The sequence below is a fragment of the Pseudomonas sp. HMSC063H08 genome (assembly GCF_001813645.1).
Taxonomy (GTDB): Bacteria; Pseudomonadota; Gammaproteobacteria; order Pseudomonadales; family Pseudomonadaceae; genus Pseudomonas; species Pseudomonas aeruginosa.
The window spans coordinates 155,380-178,266 of the sequence record NZ_KV813635.1 but is presented as its reverse complement, the minus strand read 5'-3'; the positions used below and the strand labels follow the sequence as shown (position 1 = coordinate 178,266).

The 22,887-nt window shown below is 67.4% G+C and carries 25 protein-coding genes and 1 pseudogene; 7 read left to right on the top strand and 19 right to left on the bottom strand.

All coding sequences use genetic code 11. The features are described from left to right. Positions 1 to 10: 10 nt before the first annotated feature. From HMPREF2924_RS33595 to hcnA, 9 genes are all read right to left on the bottom strand, one after another. Positions 11 to 895: a DUF1911 domain-containing protein gene (locus HMPREF2924_RS33595; protein WP_003132094.1), complete on the bottom strand. Its 885-nt coding sequence runs from the start codon at positions 893 to 895 to the stop codon at positions 11 to 13. Between the two features lie 125 nt (positions 896 to 1,020). Continuing rightward, complete coding sequence (locus HMPREF2924_RS33590; protein WP_003132096.1) at positions 1,021 to 2,616, bottom strand: EAL domain-containing protein; 1,596 nt, start codon at positions 2,614 to 2,616, stop codon at positions 1,021 to 1,023. Positions 2,617 to 2,704: 88 nt separating this feature from the next. Then, positions 2,705 to 3,580, bottom strand: a complete 876-nt coding sequence (locus HMPREF2924_RS33585) for an NAD(P)-dependent oxidoreductase (RefSeq protein ID WP_003089038.1) — start codon at positions 3,578 to 3,580, stop codon at positions 2,705 to 2,707. Positions 3,581 to 3,585: 5 nt separating this feature from the next. Continuing rightward, on the bottom strand, positions 3,586 to 3,930 hold the full coding sequence (locus HMPREF2924_RS33580) for a putative quinol monooxygenase (RefSeq protein WP_003089035.1): 345 nt from the start codon (positions 3,928 to 3,930) through the stop codon (positions 3,586 to 3,588). After that, positions 3,927 to 4,964, bottom strand: a complete 1,038-nt coding sequence (locus HMPREF2924_RS33575) for an NADP-dependent oxidoreductase (RefSeq protein WP_003132100.1) — start codon at positions 4,962 to 4,964, stop codon at positions 3,927 to 3,929. Before HMPREF2924_RS33575 ends, HMPREF2924_RS33580 begins: the two co-directional genes overlap by 4 nt. Positions 4,965 to 5,094: 130 nt before the next feature. Beyond that, on the bottom strand, positions 5,095 to 5,679 hold the full coding sequence (locus HMPREF2924_RS33570) for a TetR/AcrR family transcriptional regulator (protein WP_003132102.1): 585 nt from the start codon (positions 5,677 to 5,679) through the stop codon (positions 5,095 to 5,097). Positions 5,680 to 5,831: 152 nt separating this feature from the next. Continuing rightward, on the bottom strand, positions 5,832 to 7,085 hold the full coding sequence (hcnC, locus tag HMPREF2924_RS33565) for a cyanide-forming glycine dehydrogenase subunit HcnC (RefSeq protein WP_003132105.1): 1,254 nt from the start codon (positions 7,083 to 7,085) through the stop codon (positions 5,832 to 5,834). 2 nt (positions 7,086 to 7,087) lie between these two features. Beyond that, positions 7,088 to 8,482 carry a cyanide-forming glycine dehydrogenase subunit HcnB gene (gene hcnB, locus HMPREF2924_RS33560; RefSeq protein WP_003089027.1) on the bottom strand — a complete coding sequence of 465 codons (1,395 nt, stop codon included), beginning with the start codon at positions 8,480 to 8,482 and terminating at the stop codon, positions 7,088 to 7,090. Further along, entirely contained in the window at positions 8,479 to 8,793 is a 315-nt protein-coding gene (hcnA, locus tag HMPREF2924_RS33555) for a cyanide-forming glycine dehydrogenase subunit HcnA (RefSeq protein WP_003132108.1), read from the bottom strand. Before hcnA ends, hcnB begins: the two co-directional genes overlap by 4 nt. Before the next feature lie 381 nt (positions 8,794 to 9,174). On the opposite strand from hcnA, the pseudogene exoY reads away from it, so the two are divergent. Further along, positions 9,175 to 10,298 (top strand): annotated as a pseudogene (gene exoY / locus HMPREF2924_RS33550) (type III secretion system adenylate cyclase effector ExoY). Positions 10,299 to 10,403: 105 nt separating this feature from the next. On the opposite strand, the gene HMPREF2924_RS33545 reads toward exoY, so the two are convergent. From HMPREF2924_RS33545 to HMPREF2924_RS33535, 3 genes are all read right to left on the bottom strand, one after another. After that, positions 10,404 to 10,958: a ClpP family protease gene (locus HMPREF2924_RS33545; protein WP_003089015.1), complete on the bottom strand. Its 555-nt coding sequence runs from the start codon at positions 10,956 to 10,958 to the stop codon at positions 10,404 to 10,406. 156 nt (positions 10,959 to 11,114) lie between these two features. Beyond that, on the bottom strand, positions 11,115 to 11,537 hold the full coding sequence (locus tag HMPREF2924_RS33540) for a low affinity iron permease family protein (RefSeq protein ID WP_003089012.1): 423 nt from the start codon (positions 11,535 to 11,537) through the stop codon (positions 11,115 to 11,117). 27 nt (positions 11,538 to 11,564) lie between these two features. Further along, the gene (locus HMPREF2924_RS33535) at positions 11,565 to 12,779 is read right to left on the bottom strand and encodes a carboxylate-amine ligase (RefSeq protein WP_003132111.1); all 1,215 of its coding nucleotides are present in this window, start codon (positions 12,777 to 12,779) and stop codon (positions 11,565 to 11,567) included. A gap of 185 nt (positions 12,780 to 12,964) precedes the next feature. Here HMPREF2924_RS33535 and HMPREF2924_RS33530 point away from each other — a divergent pair, with 185 nt between their 5' ends. Together HMPREF2924_RS33530 and HMPREF2924_RS33525 are read left to right on the top strand one after the other, a co-directional pair. Further along, entirely contained in the window at positions 12,965 to 14,341 is a 1,377-nt protein-coding gene (locus HMPREF2924_RS33530; RefSeq protein WP_003132115.1) for an iron-containing redox enzyme family protein, read from the top strand. Then, a complete protein-coding gene (locus tag HMPREF2924_RS33525; RefSeq protein ID WP_003132117.1) occupies positions 14,325 to 15,275 on the top strand; it encodes a methyltransferase in 951 nt (316 codons plus the stop codon). The genes HMPREF2924_RS33530 and HMPREF2924_RS33525 overlap by 17 nt, the downstream gene beginning before the upstream one ends. On the opposite strand, the gene HMPREF2924_RS33520 is transcribed toward HMPREF2924_RS33525, so the two are convergent. Beyond that, positions 15,259 to 15,480 carry a hypothetical protein gene (locus tag HMPREF2924_RS33520; protein ID WP_023094741.1) on the bottom strand — a complete coding sequence of 74 codons (222 nt, stop codon included), beginning with the start codon at positions 15,478 to 15,480 and terminating at the stop codon, positions 15,259 to 15,261. The genes HMPREF2924_RS33525 and HMPREF2924_RS33520 overlap by 17 nt on opposite strands. A 161-nt stretch (positions 15,481 to 15,641) precedes the next feature. Between HMPREF2924_RS33520 and HMPREF2924_RS33515 the strand changes: the two genes are divergently transcribed. Continuing rightward, complete coding sequence (locus tag HMPREF2924_RS33515) at positions 15,642 to 16,250, top strand: Yip1 family protein (protein WP_003110768.1); 609 nt, start codon at positions 15,642 to 15,644, stop codon at positions 16,248 to 16,250. A 3-nt stretch (positions 16,251 to 16,253) separates the two neighbouring features. On the opposite strand, the gene HMPREF2924_RS33510 is transcribed toward HMPREF2924_RS33515, so the two are convergent. Beyond that, a complete protein-coding gene (locus tag HMPREF2924_RS33510; RefSeq protein ID WP_016254172.1) occupies positions 16,254 to 18,206 on the bottom strand; it encodes a hybrid sensor histidine kinase/response regulator in 1,953 nt (650 codons plus the stop codon). Positions 18,207 to 18,435: 229 nt separating this feature from the next. On the opposite strand from HMPREF2924_RS33510, the gene HMPREF2924_RS33505 reads away from it, so the two are divergent. The 3 genes from HMPREF2924_RS33505 to HMPREF2924_RS33495 all read left to right on the top strand — a co-directional run bounded on the left by HMPREF2924_RS33505 (position 18,436) and on the right by HMPREF2924_RS33495 (position 19,979). Continuing rightward, positions 18,436 to 19,026 (top strand): NAD(P)-dependent oxidoreductase, encoded by a 591-nt coding sequence (locus HMPREF2924_RS33505; RefSeq protein WP_003088985.1) that lies wholly within the window; start codon positions 18,436 to 18,438, stop codon positions 19,024 to 19,026. Positions 19,027 to 19,038: 12 nt separating this feature from the next. After that, positions 19,039 to 19,386 carry a hypothetical protein gene (locus HMPREF2924_RS33500; protein ID WP_003110770.1) on the top strand — a complete coding sequence of 116 codons (348 nt, stop codon included), beginning with the start codon at positions 19,039 to 19,041 and terminating at the stop codon, positions 19,384 to 19,386. A gap of 284 nt (positions 19,387 to 19,670) precedes the next feature. Further along, a complete protein-coding gene (locus HMPREF2924_RS33495; RefSeq protein ID WP_003132124.1) occupies positions 19,671 to 19,979 on the top strand; it encodes a hypothetical protein in 309 nt (102 codons plus the stop codon). Between the two features lie 30 nt (positions 19,980 to 20,009). Here HMPREF2924_RS33495 and HMPREF2924_RS33490 read toward each other — a convergent pair whose 3' ends face one another. From HMPREF2924_RS33490 to HMPREF2924_RS33470, 5 genes are all read right to left on the bottom strand, one after another. Then, the gene (locus tag HMPREF2924_RS33490; RefSeq protein WP_003088976.1) at positions 20,010 to 20,231 is read right to left on the bottom strand and encodes a hypothetical protein; all 222 of its coding nucleotides are present in this window, start codon (positions 20,229 to 20,231) and stop codon (positions 20,010 to 20,012) included. Between the two features lie 55 nt (positions 20,232 to 20,286). Continuing rightward, positions 20,287 to 20,637, bottom strand: a complete 351-nt coding sequence (locus HMPREF2924_RS33485; RefSeq protein WP_003088973.1) for a YgaP family membrane protein — start codon at positions 20,635 to 20,637, stop codon at positions 20,287 to 20,289. A 26-nt stretch (positions 20,638 to 20,663) separates the two neighbouring features. Then, positions 20,664 to 21,740, bottom strand: coding sequence for a M42 family metallopeptidase (locus tag HMPREF2924_RS33480; RefSeq protein ID WP_003088971.1), 1,077 nt, complete (start codon positions 21,738 to 21,740; stop codon positions 20,664 to 20,666). 3 nt (positions 21,741 to 21,743) lie between these two features. Then, a complete protein-coding gene (locus HMPREF2924_RS33475; RefSeq protein WP_003088967.1) occupies positions 21,744 to 22,214 on the bottom strand; it encodes a hemerythrin domain-containing protein in 471 nt (156 codons plus the stop codon). 201 nt (positions 22,215 to 22,415) lie between these two features. Then, on the bottom strand, positions 22,416 to 22,868 hold the full coding sequence (locus HMPREF2924_RS33470; protein WP_003088965.1) for a ferritin-like domain-containing protein: 453 nt from the start codon (positions 22,866 to 22,868) through the stop codon (positions 22,416 to 22,418). Positions 22,869 to 22,887 lie beyond the last annotated feature (19 nt).

The following is a 22,887-nucleotide window of genomic DNA, read 5'->3' as shown; positions in this document are numbered from 1 at the left end:
GGCCGGTGGCTCAGGCGTCGCCGCGCGCCCGCGCGTAGTCGACCAGGTCGCCGAGGTAATGCGGCGAGGCGCGCAGGACGCCATCGTCCCAGCCGTAGAGCACGCCCAGCGCCGACACCTCCATGGCCCACCAGCCCCAGGCGTAGGGGCCGGTCAGGCGGCGGGTCTTCTTCTGCGCCTTGGGGGAAAGCTGGAAGAACTCCCGGTACTGGCTTTGCAGGTAAGGCGCCAGCGCCTGGGCGTCGCTGCCGTCCGCCTCTTCGAAGAACGCCCGCAACTGCCCGAACGGCCGTGGATGGAAGGTTTCCTCGCTGGCGGAAGTCAGGCCGAGGGCGGCCGCGCCGAGATAGTCGAGCAGGCGGTCGGTATCGAATTGCAGGACCTCCTCGACCAGGGCCGGGATTAGCTCCTGGGCGTCGAGCAGCACGCCCATGGCGAGCAGTTGCAGCGCGAACGGGTACTGGCCGGTGCGCGGCGCCAGGGCCGGCGCCGTCTCGAAGTCGACCTCGCCCTGCTCGCGCAGGCTGTCGCGGGCGGCGCCGAGCAGCCGGCTGTAGTCCAGCCACAGCGCGGCGGTCTCCAGGTAGATGGAACGCAGTTCGGCGCCGGCCAGGCCCCGGTCGATGGCCTTGAGCAGCAGCGTACTGGCGTTTTCCGCGGCCTGGCCCCAGGCCCAGGCGTTTTCCAGGGCTGCGTGCCCTTGCGCGGCGAATGGCTGGCGATAGCCGTGGCTCCGGGAAAACCTGTCGAGCGCGGCGATCAGTTCGCGCCAGTCGGCTTTCCAGTCGGCGAGGTCGATGTTCCTTCGCGGCGCCCGGTCGGTGCGGGCCAGGTTGCGCCATAGCGGCAGGGCTTCGGCGAGTCGGTTGTCCAGGGTGAAGGGGAATGCGTGCATGGCGGCCTGTGGTGATCGCGGCCGTTTCCGGCCGATCCGTGCGATCCGGAGTGCGGCCGTCCAGGCCGCGTCCGGTATGGACGGCCGATGCTAGCGCAGCGCGACGCCCCTGCGAAAGGCCCGCCCTAGCGGCCCGTCGGCTGGTTCCGGTAGTAGCCGAGGAAGGCCTCCAGCGGCAGTGCCTTGCCGAAATGCCAGCCCTGGCCGAGGGCCTCGGGCGAGCGGCGCAGCACGTGGTCGGCCTGGGCCTGTGTCTCGATCCCTTCGACGACCACGCCGATCTCCAGGTGCTCGGCCATCGAGCAGAGCTTGTCGAAGATCAGTTCGACGGCGCTGCTGTCGCCGATGGACTGGGTGAAGACCTTGTCGATCTTGATCGCGTCGACCGGCAGGTTGGCCAGGTAGACCAGGTTCGAATGACCGGTGCCGAAATCGTCCACGTAGATCTTCAGGCCGAGTTCGCGCAGGCGGTTCATCCCGGCCAGCAGGCAGCCCTGGGCCTCGGTGGTGCGCTCGGTCAGTTCCAGCGCGACCTGTTCCGGGCGCACGCTTTCCCTGGCCATCTGGCGCATGGCGAAATCGATGAAACCGGGGTCGGCGATGTCCTTGCCGGTGACGTTGACACTGACGTAGAAGCTCCGCTGCTCCCTCAGCAACGGCCCGAGCTGCTTCAGGGCGCGGCGGAAGACGAAACGGGTCAGCAGTTCGATGTCGCCGCTCTCCTCCAGGGCGCCGATGAAGACATCCGGGGAAACCCGCCCCAGGCTGCTATCGGTCCAGCGCGCCAGGGCCTCGACCCCGGCGCAGCGGCCGCTGGCCAGGCGCACGATGGGCTGGTAGTGCACCTCCAGGGCCTCGCGCTTCAACGCGCGCAGCAGCCTGGCCGGCAGTTTTTCGTCGTTGAGGAAGCCGAACAGGTAGCTGAGCAGCAGCATGACGCCGAACAACAGCCCGCCGCCGAGCGCCGCGGCCATGGCCGCGCGTCCGGGCTCGGTGCCAAGCAGGCCGCGTTCACGGAGAAGGGAGACCACGCAGATGTCCTGCGTCGGGTCGCACAGGCTTATCTGCCGGGCGCCGATGAAGCGCGGCCAGCCGGGCCGGCCGAGCGCCTCGAGGGGCTGGTCGTCGTCCCAGGCGAAACGGTGGTAGATGTAGTCGCCGCCGCGGCTGACGGCCGCCGCCGAGATGCCCGGGTCCGGGTGGTCGACATCGAAGTAGGCATGCGGGGCGATGAAGAGGATGGCGTTGCCGCGCCCGACCAGGCCGGAAGGCAGCATCTGCAGGGGCAAGGGCATGCCCTCCGACCAGAAGCGGGTGCCTCTGGCGTCGATCCGGTCGGGCGCAGCCAGCCCCCACGGCGATCGTAGCCGGCCGCGGACGCCGGTACAGACGATGCGATTGCCGCTGACCCGGCCGACGTCGCTCATGAAGCGCGATTCGAGCACGATGGAGCGCAGCGCCTCCAGGTCCTGGTCGCTGCAGGCCGCGGGGCCGCCGGCGTTCATCTCGTGGAGCATCTGCTCGGCCGCGGAGGAAATCTCCAGCGCCCGCTCCAGGGCCATTTCGGTGTAGGACGCCAGGTGCGCCCCGTCGTGCTGGCGATCCAGTTCGTTGATCACGAAGATCCCGCAGACACCGCCCACCAACGACGTGGTGAGCAGTATCGGCAGGATCCGCCGCCAGTTGATCCGGCCCGCGGCAGCCGTTTCACGCTCGGACATACCTTCTTCCCGTCAAAAGAGTTCATGGAAAGCACGCCAGATTGCCGAACAGCTTCACGGGCCCTGCCGGGCCGTGCGCAGAACCTTTTCAGATTTGTCCCGATCGTGACAACGCTACCTTCGCCAGCGCCGTCCAGTCCGATTCCCCGTCGCCATGGGCGATGGCTTCGAGCAACACGTCGTGCAACAGGCTGGCCAGCGGCAGCGGCACGTTGTGGCGCTTGCCGGCGGACAGCGCCAGGTCGACGTCCTTCAACCCGAGGACCAGGCGGAACCTGGCCGGGGTGAAACGCTGCTCGACGATCTGCGGGCCGTAGTTGCGATAGACAGGCGCATCGAAAAGCGTCGAGGACATGAGTTCCATGAACCGGCCGGGCTCGACGCCCAGGCGCTTCACCAGGGCGACGCTTTCGCCCATGCTTTCGATGGCGCTGGCGATCATGAAGTTACCAGAGATCTTCACCGCCATTGCGCTGCGCGGGTCTTTTCCGAAAAACCATGTCTTCTGTCCCATAATTTCCAGCAGTGCCTTGACTTGCTCGATGGCTTCCTCCGGACCGCCGACGACGATGTTCAGCTTGCCGGCCTCGGCCACGTCGGTGCGGCCGAACACCGGCGCGGCGACGAACGCGATGCCCTGGCGCTGGTGTGCCTGGTCGAGCGCCTCGACGCAATCGAGCGACAGGGTCGACATGCTCAGGTGGATGAGACCCGGCCTCGCCCGTTCGAGCGCACCGCTGTCGAGCAGCACGGCGCGAATCGCCTGGTCGTCCGCCAGCATGCTGATGACCACGTCGAGGCCGAACAGCTCGCCGACCTCCTCCGCCCTGGTCGCGCCCAGCGCCACCAGCGGCTCGCAGGCCGCCGCGGAACGGTTCCACAGCGTCACTTCGAGCCCCGCCTGCACCAGGCGGGTGGCCATGGCGGCGCCCATGCCGCCCAGGCCCAGAAATCCGACTTTCATCCGTTTCACTCCTCGTGGGGTCTTGTAGGTTCCGGATCTACCGGAGACAGGCTGGCCGCTGGCAGTTCCTCGAGAAGGAACACCTGGCGGTCCGCCAGGAGATCGGCGACGGCATCGGCCATCGCCCTGTAGTGCGGCATCCGTCGGTGCCGCTCGATGGCGTCGCGGTCGGCCCAGCGTTCGACGAAGACGAAGCGCCCGGCCTCGTCGAGGCTCCGGTGCAGGACGTAGGACAGACAGCCGTCCTCGGCCCGCGACGGCTGCACGCAGGCCAGCAGCAGCCGCTCGACCTCCGCCGCCCTGCCCTCGCGCGCCTGCAACAGCGCTACCACGCGGATCGCCTGGTTCATGCGTCGGCTCCGACGCGCACCACCAGCTTGCCGAAATTGCGTCCCTGGAGCAGGCCGAAGAAGGCCTCGGGGGCATTCTCCAGGCCGTCGACCCGCTCTTCGCGGTACTGGATGAGGCCGTCGGCGAACCACTTCGACATGTCGCGCTGGAATTCATCGTAGCGATGGCCGTAGTCGTCGAAGATGATGAAGCCCTGCACCTTGATGCGCTTGCGCAGGATCGTGCCCATCAGCGCCGGCAAGCGGTCCGGCCCGGGCGGCAGGTCGGTGTCGTTGTAGTGGGCGACGATGCCGCAGACCGGGATCCGGGCCTTGGCGTTGAGCAGCGGAAAGACGGCGTCGAAGACCTTGCCGCCGACGTTCTCGTAATAGATGTCGATGCCGTCCGGGCAGGCCTCGGCCAGTCGTTCGGCGAAGTCCGCGGCATGGTGGTCGAGGCAGGCATCGAAGCCGAGCACCTGCACGGCGTGGCGGCATTTTTCCGCACCGCCGGCGACGCCGACCACCCGGCAGCCCTTGAGCTTGCCGATCTGTCCGACGGTGGCGCCGACCGGCCCGGTGGCGGCGCCCACCACCAGGGTCTCGCCGGCCTGGGGCTTGCCGATGTCGAGCAGGCCCATGTAGGCGGTGAAGCCGGGCATGCCGAGCAGGCCCAGGGCGTAGGACGGATGCTCCGGCGACTCGCCCAGGCGCGCCAGGCCGCTGCCGTCGGAAAGCGCGTAGTCCTGCCAGCCGTTGGCCGAGAGTACCCAGTCGCCGACCTTGAACCCGGGATGGTTCGAGGCTTCCACCCGGCTGACCGTGCCGCCGACCATGACCGCGCCGAGTTCCACCGGCGGCGCGTAGGACGGCGCGTCGCTCATCCGTCCGCGCATGTAGGGATCGAGCGACAGGTAGACGGTGCGCAGCAGCACCTGGCCCGCGCCGGGCTCAGGAAGCGGAACCTGCTCGATGCGGAAGTTATCCCGGGTCGGGGCGCCGTGGGGGCGCGAGGCGAGGACGATGCGGCGGTTGACCTGCGTGGATTGGGACATATCCAGACTCCTCTGTCTGACGCATGTGGCGAACGGTTCATACCGTGCGCCGGGCAAATTAGACCAGTCAACTACTGACGGGTCGAAAAAATACCCGCCTCTTGCGGGGCGGGTATTTCCTGGCGGAACCTCAGATTTCCAGCAGGCTGCGGGTGGTCTGCATGGCTGTTTCCAGCGGTCCCGGGCTGCGGTGTAGCTTGCTCAGCAAGCTCGCGCCGAGCCACAACTGGTACAGCGCGCTGGCCATGTGCCGGGCATCGCAGGGCGCGAGGGAGCCGTCGTCGCGGCCCTGCCCGAGGCAGCCGACCAGGCGTTCGATGATCCCGTCGGAGCCGTCGCGCAGGGTGATGCGCATGCTTTCCGAAAGGTCCGCCACCTCGGCGCTGAGCTTGACCACCAGGCAGCGCTGCTCGTCGCAGGGCGGGCAGGCATTGTCCAGCCACTTCTGCCAGTAGCTCATCAGCCGTTCGCGGGCATTCAGCCCTGGCGCGGCGAAGCGCTGGTCCATGTCCGCCAGGTAGACGCGGAAGTAGTCCTCCAGCAGGGCCTGGCCGAACTGTTCCTTGGATTTGAAGTAATGGTAGAACGAGCCCTTGGGAACGCCCGCGGTCTGCAGGATTTCGTTGAGGCCGACGCCGGAGAAGCCTTTGACCGCCATGATCCGGTATCCGGTATCGAGCAGATGCTGGCGGGTGTCGTCGTAGCTGGGTTTCATGGACGCACGGTAGCCTGAATTAGACCAGTCGTCTAGAAATAATTCGAAGCCATGAGTATAGCGCCGACGGCAACTGCGCCGCTGTCGGGAACCGTGCGGAACGGACGCCGGTCCGGCGCCCGCCCCGCTCCGCGGATTTACCCCTCGCGGACCTAGCAGGCCGCGACCGCCACGGCGGCAGGCTCCGGCTGGAAGCGCGCGGCGAGGAACGGCGCGATGTCCAGCGGCAGCGTCTCTTCGTGGACCAGCCGGTCGAGCAGCACCCCGGTGATCGCCGAGGTGAGGATGCCGGTGCGGAAATGCCCGCAGGCGTTCAGGTAGCCCTCCACCTCCGCCACCGGACCGAGAATCGGCAGTTCGTCCGGCGAGCCCGGGCGCAGGCCGGCCCAGGTGCGCTTGAGGTTGACCTGTTGCAGCTCCGGCACGCAACGCACCGCGCCCTGCACCAGGCCGGCGATTTCCGGGAAGGTGTTGCTGACGTCGAAGCCCTTGTCCTCGGTGGTGCTGCCGATCAGTATCTCGCCGTTGTCCTTCTGCGCCATGTAGCAGTCGCTGGTGGTCAGGCAACCGTTCAGCAGTCGCGGCATGCGCTCGGTGAGGACGATCTGGCCCTTCACCGGCTTCACCGGGATGCGCCGGCCGGTGGCCATTTCGCTGAGTTCGGCGGCCCAGGCGCCGGCGGCGTTGATCAGGGTCCGGCAATGCAGCACCCCGGCATTGTCCGTGCGCACTCCGCTGATCCGCCGGCCCTGGCGCAGCACGCCGGTGACGTTGGTTCCCAGCAACAGCTCGACGCCGTTCTGGCGCGCCGCCTCCAGGTAGGCGTCGGCCAGGCGGAACGGGCTGACCTGGTGGTCGCAGAGGAATTCCAGCGCGCCATGGGCCGCGTGGCTGACCGCCGGCTCGGCACGACGCAGTTCTTCGCGGTCCAGCCAGCGTACCTGCTCGGCCAGATGCGGGATCTGCGCCACGATGTGCTCGGCGTACTGGCGATCCTCGTCGTCCTGGATCACGTATTTCAGGCCGGTGCGCTCGAACTTGAAGTCCATCCCGTGGCGTTCGATCAGTTCCCGATGCAGTTCCGGGTACAGCGCGTTGGATTGCAGGGCGAGGTCGAAGAACGCCGGCGGCAGGATGTGCGGCGTGCTCGCGTCCACCGCCACCGCCGCGCCCTGGGCCTCGCGCCGGTTGCGGGAGGACATCATGCGGAAGAAGATCACCCCGCAGCCCAGCCCCACCGATTCGCCGATGGCCCAGAGGCCGCCGGCCGAGGCGCGGGTGGCGTTGCCCGGTCGCTTGTCGTCGACCACGGCGATGCGCAGGTTGCCGCGCCTGGACAGTTGGTAGGCGCAGGACGCGCCGATCACGCCGCCGCCGGCAATCACGATGTCATAGGTTCTGTTCATGTTCAGGCTTCCGTACCGAGGTTCTGGAATGCGGAAAACGGGATCGGATCGATCGGGAAACGCGGTCGCAGCCAGCCGACGTCGTGGCGTCCGGTGGCGCGGCGCAGGCGATCGCTGCAGTAGCCGATGCACATCCGCCCCTGGCAGTCGCCCATGCCGGCGCGGGTGCGCATCTTCAGCCCGGCGATGTCCTGCACGCCCTGTTCGAGCGCGCGCTCGATGTCGCCGCGGGTGACCTGTTCGCAGCGGCAGATAACCGTATCGGCCCGCGCCAGTTCGACCTGGCGGGCGCCGCGCTGGGTGTAGCGCTCGACTCCGGCGCGGAAGCGCTTGATCGCCTCCAGGCGGGCGAGATGGGATTCTCGGCGTTCGATGGCCTCGGCGGGCGCGATGGCCTCGCGTTGCAGGAGGATCGACAAGGCCGCGATGCGCCCGCCGATCATCGCCGCCTCGCCGCCGCGGATACCCGCCATGTCGCCGGCCAGGTGGATGTGCGGTTGGCTGCTCTGCTGCCAGACGTTGCATTCCGCGCGCAGGTATCCGTCGTCGCTGAAGCCGTGCTCCAGGCCCAACTGCTGGCTGAGCTGGGTGCGCGGGATGAAGCCATAGCCGACCGCCAGGGTGCTGGCCTTCACCGGTCGCGCGTTTTCCAGGTCGGGCCGCCACTCTTCGTCGTAGGGCGCTACCGTCACTTCCGTCAGTTCCCCCTCGCCGCTGGCCTCCACCACGCCCCAGCCATAGTGCAGCGGAATGCCGTTGAGCTTGAGATAGCCGAGCATGCTCAGGCCGTCGAGGAACAGTTGCGGCTTGTTCAGCAGCGCCAGGCTTTCCCTGGCCATGCGGCCGAACGCGCAGGCCTCGTAGACCCCGGCGACACGTACCCCGGCCGCATGCAGCTGGCAGGCCACCAGTGGCAGCAGCGGGCCGCTGCCGGCGATCAGGGTATCGCCCAGGGGCTTCACCACGCCGCTCTTGATCTGCAATTGCAGGCCGCCGAGGAGCATCACCCCGGGCAGGGTCCAGCCGGGGAACGGCACGCTGCGCTCATGGCAGCCGGTGGCCAGGAGCAGGTGCGAATACTCCACCTCGTGCAGCCGTTCCGCCTCGTCGAGGACCATCAGGCGCTGGCCGTCGCCGCCGACCACGCGGCTGTTCAGGCGCAGGTCGATGTGCCCGGCGCAGGCGGAGAAATCGCGCCGCAGTTTTTCCAGCATCCGGGTGTAGCGCGCGCCGAGGTAGGCCGGATCGACGCCGGCCCGCAAGGGGCCGCGATAGACCACCCCGCCGGGACGCGAGGCCTCGTCGAAGAGGACGCAGGGGACCCCGCGCCTGGCCAGCTCGATGGCTGCGGCCATGCCGGCCGAGCCGCCGCCGACGATCACCGGGCGCAGGTTCATGGCCGTTCCTCCCGGTCGAAGCGGTTGCATTCGGTTTCCACCCGCATGCCCGGCCGGACGACGGTCTGGCAGGCGCGGCGCTTGGGCCGGCCGTCAATGGCGACCAGGCAGCAGTGGCATACGCCCATGCCGCAGAAGGCGCCGCTGGCCTGGCCATGGTCGTTGCGCGCGAGCCGGCGCAGGCCCACGGCATTGAGCACGTTGAGCACGGTCTCACCGGCAGCCGCCGCGACGGGCTGGCCATTGAGGTGGATGGTCATGTCTGCCCGCGAGAGGGGCTGGATATCGTGTTGACGTTCAAGAAGGTGCATTGCCCTTTCATCCGTGAGAGAGAGTCGGGAGCCGGCGACACTAGGAGTCGGGCCGGGCGCGGACATTGATCCATGACAGGTGGGTATCTTCCCCTGCCAATTCTGGTAGGTGGGGTGCAGGCGTTCGCGCGGAAAAGTCGAACCCGCGCCTACCCCAGGGTGCCAAGCAGCAAAGCCGGCTCACCCGTGGAGGCCCCATGTGGTTCTCCCTGAATTGCGCGCGGGGAATTCGAAGTTTCTTCCCGGCGTCGCAATCATCTACCTAGCGCTCGCGCGGGCAGCGTGCGGAAAACAAAAAATTTGTCCGCGTTTTCTGATATCTCGCCGCTGCCCGGATTCTTATTCTCGACTCCTTCTTTGGCATATGCGGGAAAACGAACCATGCGTATCGACGGTCATCGTCAGGTGGTTTCTAACGCAACGGCACAACTGCGCCCTGCGGATATGCAGGCACGGGCTCTACAGGACCTGTTCGATGCGCAGGGGGTGGGGGTTCCCGTCGAACATGCCTTGCGCATGCAGGCGGTGGCCAGGCAGACGAATACCGTCTTTGGCATTCGCCCGGTTGAAAGAATCGTCACTACGCTGATCGAAGAGGGTTTCCCGACCAAGGGCTTCTCGGTGAAGGGGAAAAGCTCGAACTGGGGTCCGCAGGCGGGGTTCATCTGTGTCGACCAGCATCTCAGCAAGCGGGAAAACCGCGACACGGCGGAAATACGCAAGCTGAACCTGGCTGTAGCGAAGGGAATGGATGGCGGAGCCTATACCCAGACCGACCTGCGGATCTCTCAGCAACGCCTTGCGGAGCTGGTGCGGAATTTCGGCCTGGTGGCAGACGGTGTCGGGCCGGTTCGCCTCCTGACTGCGCAGGGCCCCAGCGGCAAGCGCTATGAGTTCGAGGCCCGCCAGCAGCCGGACGGTCTCTACAGGATCAGCCGCCTGGGGCGGTCGGAAGCGGTGCAGGTACTGGCCAGCCCGGCTTGCGGGCTGGCGATGACCGCCGATTATGACCTCTTCCTGGTAGCGCCCTCGATCGAGGCGCATGGCAGTGGTGGTCTCGATGCAAGAAGGAATACCGCGGTCAAATACACCCCTCTCGGTGCAAAGGATCCCCTGAGCGAGGACGGATTCTATGGCAGGGAGGATATGGCCAGGGGAAACATCACTCCGCGCACGCGGCAACTGGTGGACGCCCTCAATGACTGCCTGGGCCGGGGGGAGCACAGGGAGATGTTTCACCACAGCGACGATGCGGGCAACCCAGGCTCCCATATGGGTGACAACTTCCCGGCCACCTTCTACCTTCCCCGGGCCATGGAGCATCGGCTCGGAGAAGAGTCCGTTCGCTTCGATGAGGTCTGCGTGGTGGCGGATCGGAAGAGCTTTTCCTTGCTGGTCGAGTGCATCAAGGGCAACGGCTATCACTTCACCGCCCATCCCGACTGGAACGTGCCGCTGCGGCCCAGCTTCCAGGAGGCGCTCGACTTTTCCAACGTAAGGTCTGATGCGCGAAGGTCGTTGGCAAAGCCCGCTTTCCCCGGCGGCATGGGCATCCTGCCGCCTGTCCAAGGCCTTCCGCTTGCCGGAATATGCTGGGCGGCGCGGGGAAGCTAGGAATGGATACTCCACTGGCAGGCGGAAGCGGGTATAGGCGAATCGTCCACCGTATGGATCAGTCCGCAAGCCAGGGCGTCTTCCGGACCGAGGATGCGCGGATAGGCCATCAGGTAGCTCGGGATGTCCAGGCGTTCCGGCGCATCACGGGTGTTCTCGGCGACGATCCGGGCGTAAAGCTCCAGGTCGTAGTCGAGGCTCATCGCATATTCCGCCATCCGCGCATGGTCCACCGCGCCATGCAGGGTCCAGTGGAAAGGATGGAACAGGAACTTGCTGTGGGCACTGGCGCTGCGTCGCTCGCCGGCGAGGAACAGGATGTTGCCCATCGACTCGACGGTACCCAGGTTGTGGGTATGTATCGGCACCGGCAGCGCGCGCAGGAAGTTGTACAGGGTAAAGCCGTAGCTGCATTCCCCGCCCATGGTGGCGATGTTGATCCGCAACTCCTCGGCCTCCTGTTGCAGGACCTTGGCGCAAGTGTTGATCAGATTGCCGCAGGTGGACGAATTGATCGGCCCGGTGAAATGGATGATGTGCTGCTTGGACATGCTCGCCTCTCTTTCCGTATCGGTTCCTCGACGGTCTGCACGGGTTTCCCTACAGAGGATTGTCGCGCCTGCGCCGCGAGCCATCGGCGCGACGAATGGCAGTGCCGGCCAGGAACCAGGCACGATGAGCACGCGGCTGCCTTACGCAGGGAGGCTTCAGGCGTCGCGCTGTCGTTCCTCGCAGGCGCATTCGCGGGCTTCTTCGCTGGCTACGCCCTGCGGCGTATCTCCATCCCGCTCACCCATCCGCTGGTAGCGCTCACGCAGTTCGCGCAAGGTGTCGGCGTCCAGGTCGTCGAGTCCGAGCAGCGCGTTGTGGGCGCGCCGGGTGCTGCGCAGCAGTTCGTCGATCTTGATGTGCAGCGCATCGGTATCGCGGTTCTGGGTGTTCTGGATGAGGAAGACCATGAGGAAGGTAACGATGGTGGTCGAGGTATTGATCACCAGTTGCCAGGTATCGTTGAAGTCGAAGAACGGCCCGCTGATCGCCCATGCCAGGATCAATCCGAGGGCGATGACGAAGGTCGGCGGCCGGCCGCTCCAGTTGGACAGGCGTTGGGCGAATCGGGAAAAGCTCATGGTGGCGAACCCCCTGTGACGTTCTCCCTACTCCTGACCGCGGATTGACATCGGCGCTCCAGCGGCCGGACGGAATGACCGGCCGCCTTCGTGGGCGCGCTTGCCGGCCGGACCGGCCAAGGCCGGCTGGAGATTCTCCTCCAGCAGTTCTTCCACCAGCCGGCGCAGCGCCACGTGCCGTTCCTGGCCCGCTGCGCGCAATGTCTGGTAGCGCCGCAACTGGCGACTGGCGGAGGTCTCTCCGAGCAATCCACGGGCATGCTCGTAGGCCCATTCGTTGCCCTGGCGGGCCTGCGGCCGGCACTGTCGCCAGGCCATTTCCAGCCAGTCCCCGGCACCTACGCAGCGGCCGTCGACGAGATAGCGGCCGGCGCAACCGTAACGCAGCGCCTGCCAATAGTTTTCCTCCAGGCAGGCGTCGCGCGCGACCGGCAACGCACGCGGGCCCGCGCCCAGCGCTTCGCCCACCAGCGCCCTGAACAGCCCGGCCAGGCTCAGCGCGTCGGCCAGGCGCGGGCAGGCGTCGCAGATACGCAGCTCCAGGGTCGGCACATGGGAAGACGGCCGGATCATCCACCAGACCTGGCCATCCTCGCGGATGCAGCCGGCCTCGCGCAGCAGCGCCAGGTGGCGGCGATAGGCGTCCTCGTCGGGCAAGGCCGGAGGAATGTTCATCCTCGGCCACTCGCCGCAGAGTGCCCGTCGATAGCTCGCCAGACCGCTGCGCCGGCCGCCGCGGAACGGCGAGGATGCGCTCAACGCCAGCAGCAGCGGCAGCCACGGCAACACGCGCTGGAGCACGGCCATGCGGTCGTGGCTCGGCGGTATCTCCACATGCACGTGCAGGCCGCAGACCAGGCTGCGCCGGGCCACCCGCCCCTGGTCCTCGAACAGGCGGGCGAAGTGCGCCGCCGGGTTGCTTCGCGCCCGCCGCCAGTCGGCGAAGGGGTGGGTGCCGACGCAGAGCGAGCGCAGGCCGAATTCCATGGCCAGATGCGCCAGGCGTTGCCGGGCCTGACCGTGGAAGCGCGCGGCCTCGGCCAGGGTGGAGAACACCGGGCTGGCCACCTCGACCTGGCATTCGAACATCTCCTCGGCGAAATGCTCGCCGAGCGTGTCACGGCAGGCCGCGACGAATCCGGCGGGTGCGGAGCGGACGATGTCCAGGTCGGAGGCATCGAGCAGGAAGAATTCTTCCTCGATGCCGAAGCGAAGGCCGCTGGCGGCCAGGTCGTGGGTCATCGGCGCAGCTCCCGGGGTTTGTCTCGGGAAGACGCCGGAGTGCCGTCGAGGTTCGTTTTTTCCGCCGTGAGGTTCCCCGGCGCGCCACCGATCCTGCCAGTGAAACCTTTTTCCCCTGGGATCACTCGCACCCATATGTGTGGTCGCCCCGGCCGCCCCCGCAAACCCACGACAAGGAACGCGACATGAGCCTGTCTTCGCCCCTCCCTGCCTCCAGTGCAAGCCCTTCGCCCAGGGTCCGCGACCTGTACCACGCCCTGCTCGACGAGCCCCGCGAGCACCTCGAAGCCGCCGGCGAGTTCCTCGACCAGCAATTGAGCCTGGCCGCCACCCATGACGACGACCTGCCGGAGGACCCCGCCGATTGGCCGGCCTGGCTCGATGCCGGGGCCCGGCGCACCGCCGAGGCGCATGCCGAATACCTCCGGGCACGTCGGCGCGGCGAAGGGCGACGCTACTTCCAGGTTCCCTCCCAGGCGATGCACTTCATTCGCAGCGTGGCCCCGACCAAGCTGGTCGATGGCGCCTGGCTCTATGGGCTGTTGCCGCATCATGGCGAGGAACGCCTGCGGCCGCTGCTGGAGACCTTCCTCGAAGAACTCGGCGACGGCGTCCCGGCACGCAACCACGTCCTGCTCTACCGGCGCCTGCTGGCCAGCATCGGCAGCGAGGAAGTCGAAGGCCTCAGCGACCTGCACTACCTGCAGGGCACCCAGCAACTCGCCCTCGGCCACCTCGCCACGGACTACCTGCCCGAAGTGATCGGCTACAACCTCGGCTACGAGCAACCGCCGCTGCACCTGTTGATCACCACTCAGGAGCTGCGCGAGCTGGGCTTCGACTCCTACTACTTCCAGTTGCACGTGACCATCGACAACGCCGCCAGCGGACATGCGCGCAAGGCCCTGCGCGCGCTCTACGACAACCTGCCGCAGCTTGGCGGGCGCGCGGCCTTCCTCGAACGGGTGAGGAACGGCTACCGCCTGAACGAGGTCGGCCTGAGCACCGAGCAGGTGATCGACGGCTTCGATCTCGAGGAAGAATTGCTGGCCATGTTCGAGCGCAAGCGCCCCTACGCCGCCGGCATGCATTCGGATCGTTGCCGGATCGGCGGGCGCACGGTGAACCAGTGGCTGGCGGTGCCCGGGCGGTTCCCGGCGTTTCTCGCCTGCCTGGAGGAAGAGGGCTGGATCCGGCGCCATGCCGATCCGCGCGGCAGCCGTTTCTGGAACCTGATCGAGGGCGACCGGGCGGCGATGTTCGGAGTCTTCACTCCCTACGAGCGGCAGTTGCTGTACGACTGGATCGCTGGCGACTGGCAAGCCCCCGCTCCGGCGGACAGGGACCCGCTTGCGCCGCTGGCGGAGCCGGCGACGGCGGGCAGCGACGTGGACGCCGAGCAGGTCGCGCTGCGACGCGAGCTGCTGCGGCTATCCCCCGAGCAGGGCGTCGCACGCCTTCTCGAACTGATGGCCCCGCACCTCCACCACGGACCCGCCGGTCTCCTTGCCACGCGGATGTTCAGCCAGCGCTGGAGGGCCGCCCATGCCCAGCCTGAATGATCCGCGCCTGGACGTCCTGGTCAGCCTCGGCAACTGGTTGCGAGGCCAGGACTACCGTTTCGTCACCGTCACCCCGGCTACCCATGAGCGCGTCAACGCCCGCCCGGAAAACCGCATGGCCCGGGACCTGGCCGGCATCTTCGGCTGGAGCCGGGCATTCGCCGGGGAAAGCCTGCCGGCCGACTGGCTGACCCTTCTTGCCGGCGCCGACCTGATCCGCCGCGAGGCGGACGGCTGGCGCAGCCAGGTGCGCGTCTCCAGCCTCGGCGAGCAACTGTTCGTCCATTCGGCCTTCCCTACCCTGGCCGCCGACGCGGTGTTCTTCGGACCCGACACCTACCGCTTCGACCGGCTGATCCGCAGCCACCTGGCATCGTCCGATCCGGCACGCATCCGCCGTGCGGCGGATATCGGCTGCGGCGCCGGCCCCGGCGCGATCCGCATCGCCATGGCCTGCCCGGACGCCGAAGTACACGGGCTGGATATCAATCCGGCGGCGCTCGACCTGGCGCGGGTCAACGCGGCGCTGGCGGGGGTCGGTAACCTGACCCTGGCGCGTAGCGACCTGCTGAGCCAGGCGCCCGGTCGCTTCGACCTGATCGTGGCCAACCCGCCCTATCTCCTGGATGCCTCGGAGCGCGCCTACCGGCATGGTGGCGGGATGCTCGGCGCCGGGCTCTCGCTGGCAATCGTCGATGCCGCCCTCGAGCGCCTGGAAGCCGGCGGCAGCCTGCTGCTGTATACCGGCGTGGCGATGGTCGAAGGCGGCGATCCGTTCCTCGCCCGCATCCGCGAACGCCTGGCGTCTCGGGAGTGGGAGTGGGACTACCAGGAACTGGACCCGGACGTGTTCGCCGAAGAGTTGGACAGCCCCGCCTACCGCGAAGCCGAGCGGATCGCCGTGGTCGGCCTGCGGGTCACTCGTCGCGCCTGAGGCGCTCCAGGCCTTCCACCAGGTCCTCGTTCAGGCGCTGCCAGTGCTCGGCCACCTCGGCCTCGGCCGGAATCACCGCGAGGACCTCGCCATCCACCCACTCCCAGGGCAGGCACAGGCGTTCCGCCTCGGCCCGGCTGGCGGCGCGCACGGTGCGGGCGAAACGCCGCCAGCCGCGCATGTGCTGGATTTCGTAGGTGGTCATGGCCTCCTCCGGAAGACAGGGACGTTTGTCTTTCGGCGCTCCCCGCGTCTTCCGGTTCAAGGCCCTGGATGGGTGGTCGCGGACCGCCCGGCACGCCACCTGAACCCCCTCGCGCCGGGCCGGTCCAGACTCCTGAACGCCACAGAAAAGAGGTGCCCGTCATGACCCGCGAAATGGCTCGGCTACTGATCAGTCCCACCAATGCCTGGCCTCGTCTGCGCCAGGACTACGACCATCACCCTTTCGCCTTCCTCGTTCCGCTGTTGCTGTTGCCGCTGCTGCCGGCGGCCTGCCTGTTCATCGGCACGACCCAGGTCGGCTGGTCGCTGCCGGGCAACGACAGCGTGCAACACCTCTCCAGCGGCAGCGCCCTGCTGCTGGCGACGATGTGTTACCTGGGCTTCGTCGCCGGCGTGGTGATCATGGGCTTCTTCGTACGCTGGGTGCTGTTCCGCACGCCGTCGCGCCCCAGCGTACCGGGCAGCCTGACCTTCACCACGGCGATCGCCGTGCCCTTGATGCTCGCCGGGATCGTCGCCCTGGTGCCCTGGCGGGTCCTCCTGCTGCTGGCCGCGGCGGCTGCCTGCGCCTACTCGGTACGCCTGCTGTTCACCGGCCTGCCGCTGTTCATGCGCATGCAGGAGCGGCAGACATTGTTCTACGCCTTCTGCATCCTCGGCGTCGGCTTCCTGACCCTGCTGACCACCGCCTTCATCTTCATCGAGTTCTGGGGGCAAAGCCTGGCCGGCAGCGGCGAGTACCTGCGCTGAGGCTCAGCCGGCCTTCAGCGTGCCGGTCAGGAACAGGTACAACTCTTCCTGGCCGAAGGGCTTGGCCAGCTTGGGCAACTGTGCCGCCGCGCCTTCGATCTTTTCCGCGAAGCCGGTGGCCAGGGCCATCTTCAGCGGCCGGCCCTGGGCCATGACCCGCTCCACCAACTGGCTGCCGTTCATCCGTGGCATCGCCTGGTCGGTCAGGAGGATGTCCAGTTCCGGCGTCGCCGTGAGAATCTCCAGGGCCAGGCTGCCGGAGTCGGCCTTGAGTACCGAGCAACCGAGGTCCTCCAGCATCGCCGCGGTGTTGTTCAACACCAGCGGGTCGTCGTCCACCACCAGTACTCGACAGGACAAGCGCACCCGCTCGCTTTCGCTGGGCGCCTGCGGCGTCGCGCCATTGCCCGTACGGGCGCTTTCCGGGGTTCGCGGGACGGCGGGTATCCAGATGTTCGCGGTGGTGCCGACGCCCGGCTGGCTCTCCAGGGTGAGCCGGCCGCCGAGCTGCTCGGCGAGGCCGTCGACGATCGACAGGCCCAGCCCGGTGCCACGCCCCACCCCCTTGGTGGTGTAGAAGGGTTCCACCGCACGGCGCAGGGTTTCCTCGTCCATGCCGCTGCCGGTGTCGCTGATGCTCAGGCAGATATAGTTGCCCGGTGCGAGGCGATGGGGATTGTCCGCCGGCACCCGCTGGTTGCTCGCGGAAAAGACGATGCGCCCGCCGTTGGGCATGGCGTCGCGGGCGTTGGTGGCAAGGTTGATGATGGACAGTTCGAGCTGGTTGGCGTCGGTCAGGCCGAGGTCGAGATCCAGGGGAAAGCGCGTCTCGATCGATACGCTCGGTCCCAGGGAATGGATCAGCAGGTCGGTCATCCCGCGCAGCAGGTCGGGGATCGCGCAGGGCTGCGGATCGAGACGCTGCTTGCGGGCGAAGGAAAGCATCCGCTGGGTCAGGTTGGCGCCGCGCTGGGCGGCCTCCAGGGCGTTCTGCAAGAGGTCGGCGGTGCGCTGGTCGCCGGGCAGGCGTTTCTTCAGCAGCCCGAGGCTGCCGATGATCACCGTCAGCAGGTTGTTGAAGTCGTGGGCCACGCCGCCGGTGAGGTGCCCCAGGGACTCCATCTTCTGGGCCTGGAAGAGTTCCTGGCGGGCCCGTTCCAGTTCGCGTTCGGCTTCGATCCGGTGGGTGATGTCACGGGTTACCTTGGCGAAGCCGATCAGCCGGCCATCGCTGTCGCGGATCGGATCGATCACCACGTTGGCCCAGAAGCGACTGCCGTCCTTGCGCACCCGCCAGCCCTCCTTCTCGAAACGCCCTTCGCGTTCGGCGGCGGCCAGGCCGCGGGCCGGTTCGCCGGCCTCGCGGTCTTCGGGGGTGTAGAAGCAGGAGAAGTGCCGGCCGATCACCTCTTCCGGCAGGTAGCCCTTGATCCGCTGGGCGCCGAGGTTCCAGTTGGTGATCCGCCCGCGGTGGTCGAGCATGTAGATGGCGTAGTCGGTAACGCTCTGCACCAGCAGGCGGAACTGCTCCTGGCTGCGCCGCAGCGCCTCCTTGGCCGCGCGCCCTTCGCTGAGGTCGTGGATCAGCTGGGCGAAGCCGAGCAACTGGCCCTGGCTGTCGCGGATGGCGTCGATCACCACCTGCGCCCAGAAGCGCTTGCCGTTGCTGCGCACCCGCCAGCCCTCGGTCTCGAAGCGGCCCTCGGCATCCGCCTGGCGCAGCGCCTGTTGCGGAACGCCGGCGTCGCGGTCCTTGCGGGTATGAAAGCAGGCGTAGTCGCAGCCGAGGATCTCGCTCGCGTCGTGGCCGAACAGGCGCGCCGCGCCGGCGCTCCAGCTGGCGATACGGCCAGCGCTGTCCAGCGTGTGGATCGCGTAGTCGTCGACCGCTTCGTCGAGCAGGCGGTTGCGCGTGGCCTGGTTCAAGGGGACTTTCGGTTTTCTTGTGGTTTTCATGGACGTGTTCACTCGTCGGCTGCTCGACCCGGGCTGCAAGGCACACCCAGCAAGGTAGTACGAAGAACGTCTTCCGGCCGCTCGCTGGCTCGCCCCAGGAACTTGGCCGACCTTTCGGAAGACCCCGGCGCGGCCGGCGAATTCCATTCGCCGGAACCTTGTGCGGAGTATGGCTTTCGATATGCAGGTAGGGACATCTCCTTTCCACCGCACCGACCCCGGAGTTCCCATGCGCAATCTGGAAACCGCAACCCTGAAGCTGGGGATATTCCATCCCCACGACAGCCTGAGCCAGGCGCTGATCGCCGCCGCCTTGCAGCGACAGATCGAAGTCAGCGCCTTGCAAGCCGATCTCAACAGCCTGCAGGCGCGCCCCGGGCTGCGCTGCAAGCCAGCCAGCCTGGCGTCGTCGATCGAGGTCAGCCAGGCGGCTGCCGGTCTCGACCTGCTGTTCGCGCCGTTGTCCGACTACGCCGCCGAAGCCTTGCCGCCGATCTGCGCCGCGCTGATCGATGGCGCCCTGCGCGCCGAGGTACCGCGCCTGTTCCTGCTTGGCCATTGGCAATGGCTGGTGGCGCCGCGCGACGCCGGCGAGGAGCAACTGGGTGCCGGGCTCGAGCGCAGCCTCACGGTCAGCGGCCTGGACTGGACGCTGGTGGAGGTCCCGAGCCTGCCCGCCGGCCTGCGCATCGACGATTTCAGCCGCGCCGGCGACGTCGCGGAAGTGGAGGCCGCCAGGGTATTCGCCTGCGCCGAAGCGCTGCTCGACGAAGTCCGTCTCGGCCTGCACAAGCGCCAGTGCCTGCGCCTGGCGCCCTGAGGAGAACCCGCCATGTCCGGCCCCGATACCCTCAGCCAGGCCTTCGGCACCTTGCTGCTGGCCCTGGCCTTCAGCGCCTTCATCGTTTTCGTTCGCGGCTACCGCCCGGGCGGGGTCAGCGGCGCCTGGTACGACCTGGTGCTCGCCTTCGTCGCGGTATGGCTGGCGTTCTGGCCCGAAGCCGGCGTACTCGCACGCTCGCCGAGCCTGGCCAATGCCCTGGGGTTGGTCTTGCAGGTCGGCGCTACCCTGCTCGGCTGCCTGCTCGGTTACGGGGTGGCAAGGGGATTGCGGCGGGCGATGCGGGAAACCCGGCAAAAAAGATCGGCTTCTTCGCCGGTGAATCGGCGAGGTTCGTAGCGGAGATATCGAGAAAACACATATAACCCGATGGCGTTGCGAATTCTCCAGATGCTTATAAGGAGTGCCGAACGGGCTTTTCACCCGCGATGATTGCATTCCGGCATCAGCGTTCTGCACGATCTCTTGCATTCTGCATCCCGCGCGCCATGCGGGATGCAGCTTATCCCGCAGATTCTGGATGTTGCCGGCATTTCGGCCTCGCGGCACCTATAGTTATCCGTACCGTTGGCATGTATCGACGGTTTCTCTCTGATTCAGGCTAATCCCGCTCCAGGGACGGAGTGGATTTTTTTCTTGCGTTGCGCAAACCGGGGAGAGCTGGCCAGATGAACCTTTCCTACCTGTACCTGAAGAAGATCCTCGAGGAGGAACTGCGCGACCACGACTGCCAGTGCCAACTGAACCCCGACTTCACGGTGACCATCAGTTGCCGCGTGGGTGGTCCCCACGGCGCGCTCTACATCGTGCCCAACAGTGACTTCCTGAAGAGCAGCAGCTTCAGCGACCTCAGCGCCTTCATCCTCAACCTGCGCGAGGAAATCAGGCGCTTCGGCGAGTTCGAGGCGGAACTCCAGACCGGCACCGGCTGAGCCCCTCCCCCTTCTTTTTCCCTCCCGCCGTCAGGGCTGCTGGTAGTGTCCCGGCGTGGTGCCCGGTTCATGGGTACGTTCCACCTTGCTGACCTGGATATCGCTGATCGCCTCGGCGTCGTGCGGTCGATGCAGTGCCTCCAAGTGGCGGCGGGCCTCCTCGCGGCTGAGGGTTTCCGCCTCGCTGTGCAATTCGCAGGTCATCGGCTGGTCGTCGAGGATGTAGCTGATCAGGAACAGCTGGCTGGCCATCGTCTCGCCCTCCTCTCTTCGGTGGGCCCTGCGCCAGGCGCAGGGCCCATGGCTATCACGGCAGGTTCGGCGGCAGCTCGGCGTCCAGCGCAGCGTCCTGCCGCGAGTCGTCGCGCTGGCGCTCCTGCAGGCGCTGCAGGCGGCGGGTCAGGTGCTGCACCTCTTCGCGCAGCAACTGCAACTCTTCCCGCGGTTCATTGAGCAGGCCCTTGACATGGCAATGCCCACTCAACCCGCGGCTGACCAGCAGGCCGCCGGCGACCGCCTTGCAGGCGCCGGGCAAGCCACCGCGGGCCAGGCCGAAGCCGGCCAGGACCAGTCCGGCGCCGATGGAAGCGAGTCGCTCGCCGCGCTGCAGGTTGTGCGGCAGGCCATTGGCCGTCGAAGTCGGCAGGTATTCGTTCATGGAATTCTCCTTGCTTCGGTTATCGGTCAGGCTTCGTCGTCCGGCGGTTGCACGAGGAACTCGACCAGCGTCCGCCGGCAAGCCTCGATGCCCTCTTCCAGGACGATCTCGAAACCGTGGGTGTTCTCGGTCGGAATGCCGATGCAGCCGACCTGCGCGGCCTCGCCGTGGCTCAGCAGGGCGCTGGCGTCCGAGGCGAAGTCCACCAGCAGCGCCGCCTGCGGCTGGTACTGGCAGCGTTCGGCGGCCCGCAACAGGCGGTCGGTGACATGGCGGCTGTAATAACCCTTGGAGTCGCCGCTGTTGACGATCGGGTCGCGGCACAGCCGGGTGCCGTATTCGGCTACCGTTGGGCCGACTTCCACCGCGATGCTGATGTCGCCCGGCAGTCGGCGCGCGGCGAACAGCGCGCCGGCGTTACTCTCCTCCTCCATGGTGGTGAGCACCAGGTAGAGGTCGCCGTGCAACTCGTCGCGGCGCCGGGCGATCTCGCGAGCCACGCCGAGCACGGCGAGCAGCGGTGCGCGGTCGTCGAGGAAGTGCGCGGCGACGCAATCCTGGAAGTACAACGGGCGCCGCCACAGACGGTTGAGCACCACGCGGGTACCCGGTCGCACGCCCAGATTCGCCAGTTCCTCGGCGCTGCGCCGGGTGACCACGTGTACGTCGCGCCAGTGCACCGCGCCCGAGAGCACGTCGGAGCCCTGCGGCGACTCGCCGGTAGCATGCATGCTGCCGTAGGACAGCACGCCGTCGAGTACCGCCTCGCCGGCCAGGATCTGTACCGGACAGACGCCGAAGCTCACCGGCTGGGCGCCGCCGAGCGCCACTACGCGCAGGGTACCGTCGGCCTCGACGCGCTTGACGATCATGGCGATCTCGTCGAGGTGCGCGAGCAGCCGCACCGCGGCCCGCCGCGCCTGCTCGCGCGGCAGGTGCGGCGGGCTGATGCGCGCGACCAGGTTGCCGGCGGCATCGCTGCCGACCTCGTCGCAACAGCCCTCGAGTTCCCGCTGGCAGATGGCCCTGACCTCGTCTTCCTGGCCACCGGGGCCACGTGCCAGCAGGAGTTCCTCGAGCAAGGCGCGGTCTTCTTCGCGCATGCCTCAGGCCGCCCGTTTTTCCAGGCGCGCCTTCAGCTCTTTCTTGTGCTGCTGCATGGCCTGGCCGAGTTGCTTGAGGGCGGCGGCGTCGAGCAATTGCCGGGCGCGCGGGAACAGCTCGCCCTCCTCCTCCTCGATGTGGTGCTCCAGGAGTTCCTTGAGCACCTTGACCCGGCCGGCGAACTGCACGGTGTCCGGGCGGGTGCGCTTGAGGTCGGGAAGGACCAGGGAGTCCACCGTGCGGTGTTCCTCCTTGGCCTCGTAGTACATCTTCAGCTCTTCCTTGCCGCCGCTGTCCCTGATCGCCGGATAGAGGATGTCTTCCTCGATGGCGGTGTGCAGCACCAGTTCCAGCTCCAGTCTGCCCAGCAGCTCGCTGCGCTTCTTCAGCGCCCGTTCGGTGGTCTCGCTGAGTTCATTGAGCAGTTTCTTCACGGTCTCGTGGTCATGGACCAGCAATTCGATGGCGTTCATGGTCGCTCCTCATCGGTTTGTTATCCGAGTGCTCCGGCACTCTCTCTGGCTGAGCGCGCGCTCCTCCGCCGAGTTCAGTCACGAGGACGGGCGGTCGCCTCGATCAGCGGAAACGCGGAGATCCGCAATGAGCGCGGTTCCTGGCCGTCGCGCAGCAAGGCCCGGGACCGCCTCATGGCATTCCCCTCGCGGCACCGGGCCTCAGGCGCGGGCGTCGCGCAGGGCGCGGACCCGGTCGTGGTGACGGAGCACGCCCTGGTACTGGCGCTCGATCACCTGGTGGATCTCCGCCGGCAGCGGTTTTTCCAGCGCCGCCTGGTAACGCTGCTTGGCGACATCCTCGCCGCGCTCGCATTCGTTGAGCACCGCCTCTTCGTCCTTGCCGGTGACCAGTGACTTCAGGTCGACCCAGCGCCGATGCAGGTCACCGGCGAAACTGGTGCTGTCCTTGGGTTTGCCACCCAGTTCCAGGACGATCCGCTCCAGCTCGTCGGCAGCCGCGGCGCAGTCGCGGCTCTGCTCCAGCATCGCCGCCTTCAACTGCGGATCGCGCAGGTCTTCGGCGCAGGCCTGGAAGCCGGCCTCGCCATCCTTGCTGGTTTGCAGCAGGTCGTTGAGTACGTCGAGGGTGTCGTCGAGGTTGGTCTGGTTCATTTCGCTCTCCTTGGCCCGG